Genomic DNA, 3,598 nt, shown 5'->3' on the forward strand with positions numbered 1-3,598 from the left:
GGTCGTGGCCGGCGTGACGATCGTCGTCGTGGTGCTGATCTGAGGTGACGGAGCCGCCGCGTCTCGCCGACCGGGGGGCGCAGGCCGAACGCACCCTGCTCGCGTGGCTGCGCACCGCGCTGGCGACCGCCGCCGTGCTGCTGGCCGTCGGCCGGGAGCTGGTGCCCCGTCATCCGATCGCCGCGGGGCTCGTGCTGGCCTGCGCGCCGCTCGCCGCCGCGGTGGCCGTGCTGGCGCGACGCCGGTATCGCACCGTACGGCTGCCCACGCACCTGGGCCACCCGGAGGGCGCCGCCCTGCTGGCCGTCGGCACCGTGCTGGTGGTGGCGGGGGGCGTGGCGGTCCTCGCCCATGTCCTCGCCAGGTGAGGTGGGATGCGGCCGTCCCGGGGCGGCGATAGGGGCGCCCCGGGACGGCCGGTACCGGTCAGGCCGTCGATCCGTACAGATTGATCTCGGCGGCGGAGGCGTACCCGGCCCCGTTCGTGGCGCGGGTGGTGCGCAGGCGTACCTGCCGGGCCGTGGTGGGCGTGAAGACCGCTGTCTTCACTGTGCTGCCGGCGCCGAAGGTGCCGGCGGTGACCTGGGTCCAGGTGGTGCCGTCGGTGCTGGTCAGGATCTGGTAGTCGGCGATGGTGCCGTTGGTGCCGCCGTCCTGGCGGGGTAGGTAGTCGAGCCTGTCGATCCGATAGTTGCCGCCGAGGTCGATGGTGATCTGGTGCGGCATGGCGGCGACCCCACCGACGTAGCGGGTGTGCCAGATGGTGGCCGGGTTGCCGTCGATGGCGTTGGCGGCGACGCCGTTCTCGCCGACGGTCTCGACGCTGTCCGCCGTCGCTGTCCACCGGGTGCGGGGCAGTTGCGGGCTGCTGCCGCCGCCGATCGGCTCGTCGGTCGGGGTGGCCTGGAAGACGGCGACCTCGAACGGCGCGAGGGTGATGCTCACCGGTGCGGCCGGACCCGACACGAAGCCGCCGCGCCGCCCGTCACGCTCGGTGAACCGGTACCGCTGGTGGGTGCCACCGGGCAGCTCGAAGACCGTCTGGGGGTTGACAGTGAAGCTCTGCGCGGACGCCGACGGGTTGCGCAGCATCAGCATCCCCTTCGACGCGCCGGCCGAGGAGTTCCAGGCGGCGGTGCCGTAGACCGCCCCGGCGGCCGGGTCACCGCCGACCCAGTGCACGTCGCTGAGCAACCCCTGGTTGGCCCGCGCCCACCGGGCGTTGGCCGCCACGGTGTCCCAGAACCAGGCCGCGCCCGGCCGGTTCGCGTCGACCAGTGTGTTGCGGACGTACAGCTCCTGGAGGCTGAGCCCGAGCGCGAAATAGGCGCGGATGTCCTGCGACACCTCGGCCTGGACACTGGGCTTGGTCAGGTCGTAGTCGGCGGTGAACTGGGGTGTCCGGTCGGAGAAGATGATGCCGTGGTTCATCAGGCTCGGGATCGGAAACAGCGGGTTCTGTCTGGTGTTGTTGCGGAACGTCTCCGAGTCGCGGTAGTTGACGTAGCGCTGCTGCGCGCTGCCCGCGCCGACCAGGCCCGCGTCGTGCCCGTCACGCCAGATCGAGTCGGTGAACCACAACCAGTACGGCGACCCCCAGGTGCCGACCGTGGCGTTGACGAACGCGTCCTTCTGGTGCGCGCGCAGGTCGCCGGTCAACCCGAGCAGGGCCTCGTAGTCGGCGATGTAGTTCGCGTTCGGGCCGGACTGGTAGAGCCCGCCGCCGATGCCGTCCAGCTTGAAGCCGCGTACCCCCTGGTTGTCCATCATGTCGAAGGCGACCGACCGGAACCGGTCGTAGTAGCGGGCGCCGCCGAGTTTGAACTGGCCGCCGCTGTGGGTCTCCAACCGCTGGTCGGCGGGTTTGCTCGCGTTGATGGCCTGGCGGGTGGCGGCGCTGGTGCCGTACCCGCCGAACGGTGACATCCACACCGACATCGAGGCCCCGTACTGCGCGGCGGCGGCCTTCTGCGGGGCGAAGCCGGTGGGGAACTGGGTCGGGTCGAACGACCACACGTTCAGGTTCGTCTCGTCGACCCGGGGCGTACGCAGATAGTCCCAGCCGTCGTCGACCCAGAAGCTGTCGATGGTGGCCCCCCGGTTGCGCAGCTCGGTGCCGAACAGGTTGATGGCCCGGGTCAGCTCGGCGCTGTCGATGACCTCGCCGGGTGGTTTGAGGTCCAGCCAGCTCTGGTAGTGCAGGAACGTCCGCCGGTCGTGGGCCCGCTCGCGTTGCAGGTAGTACTGGAACGAGCGGCGTAGCTGCCCGGCCGGGGAGACACCGGTGGAGGCGGTGTAGACCCAGGACGTGCCGGCGGTGAGGTCACCGGCGCGGGGCACCGCGATGTCGACGGCGGACCCGTTCACAGTGGCCTTCGCCATCGGGTTCTCGATGCCGACGAACACCGTCTCGCTGCCGGCCGCGCCGTGCACCACCGGGCTGCCGTCGTCGCTGCCCAGCACCCGGGCGTTGGTGAGACCCAGTTCGACCAGGCGCACCGATGTCACGTCGAACGTGCCGGCCACCGAGCGCACGGTGAAGCTGTGCTGCACCGAGTTGGCCCCGCCGCGCAGCCGTACCTGCCACTGCACGTCGAGCGTCCGGGTGCCGCCGCCGTACCGGAAGGTGGTGGTCACCGCCTTGCCGGCGAAGCGTTCCGCCAGCCGTGCCGACCCGGCGTTCGCCGCCAGGTCGCTGACCACCGGACCGGCGGAGACGCTCGTGTTCGCCGTCGTGATGGTGCTGCCGTCGGCCAGGGTGAGGGTGAAGAGCCCGCGCAGGCTCATCGGGACTGTGGCGTTCGCCGCCCGGTTGTCGAACCGGGTCAGCGACACCGTGCTGCCCTGCACGCTCCACGTGCTCGACAGCGCCGCGTTGGCCAGCGTGAAGCTGCCGCCGGAGAGCGACGCGGTCGCCGCGCCCGGCTGGACACCGGGGAAGACCAGGCCGGCGGCGTCGGTGTAGGTCGGGTCCGCCGGGACCGCCGCGCCGGCCGGGGCCGGATGGCCCCCGACCGTCGCGACGGCACCGACGACCAGAGTCAGGACGATGGTGGGCACGACGAGCCGCCGTGGCCGTGGTGGGGATGGGGGTGGCAGTGGCGTGTCGTGCTGCATCGTGCCTCCATCGGTGGGTCAGGCGGTGGGGGTGCTCCAGCGCTGGTTGGCGCCGTTGGTGCACGGCCAGAGGATGAGGCGGGTGCCGTTGGCGGTCCCGCCGCCGTTGGCGTCGAGGCACTTGCCGCCGGTGCGGTAGCTGCTGGTGGCGGCGTCGTAGGTCCAGCGCTGGTACGTGGCGGTGGAACAGGTGCGGATCACGATCGCGGTGCCGTCGGTGAGGCTTCCGTTCGCCGGCTCCAGGCACTTGCCCAGTGCGGTGAGGGTGCCGTCGTTGCGGTGGGTCCACGTCTGGTTGGGCCCGCTGTTGCAGTCCCAGAGGTTCACCGCGGTGCCGTCGGTGGTGTTGCTGCCGGGGATGTCGACGCAGCGGCCACTGGCGGTGCCGGTGATGGCGCCCTTCTTCGGCCCGTAGACCTCGAACTCCCAGAGCGAGTAGCCGAAGGTGGTGGCCCGGTACGTGCGCATGCAGGGCACGCAA

At 71.5% G+C, this 3,598-nt stretch carries 3 protein-coding genes; 1 reads left to right on the forward strand and 2 read right to left on the reverse strand.

Going from position 1 to position 3,598, the window contains the following annotated elements; translation table 11 throughout:
• The first annotated feature begins 44 nt into the window (after positions 1-44).
• Positions 45-368: a DUF202 domain-containing protein gene (locus tag KBX53_RS26220; protein WP_051708608.1), complete on the forward strand. Its 324-nt coding sequence runs from the start codon at positions 45-47 to the stop codon at positions 366-368.
• A 58-nt stretch (positions 369-426) separates the two neighbouring features.
• On the opposite strand, the gene KBX53_RS26225 is transcribed toward KBX53_RS26220, so the two are convergent.
• Both KBX53_RS26225 and KBX53_RS26230 read right to left on the reverse strand, forming a co-directional pair.
• Entirely contained in the window at positions 427-3,117 is a 2,691-nt protein-coding gene (locus KBX53_RS26225; protein ID WP_210862185.1) for a discoidin domain-containing protein, read from the reverse strand.
• Between the two features lie 18 nt (positions 3,118-3,135).
• A partial coding sequence (locus KBX53_RS26230) for an RICIN domain-containing protein (protein ID WP_210862186.1) occupies positions 3,136-3,598 on the reverse strand: 463 nt, incomplete at its 5' end.

Origin of the sequence: Micromonospora sp. M51 (genome assembly GCF_018070305.1) — a bacterium.
GTDB classification, from domain to species: Bacteria; Actinomycetota; Actinomycetes; order Mycobacteriales; family Micromonosporaceae; genus Micromonospora; species Micromonospora parva.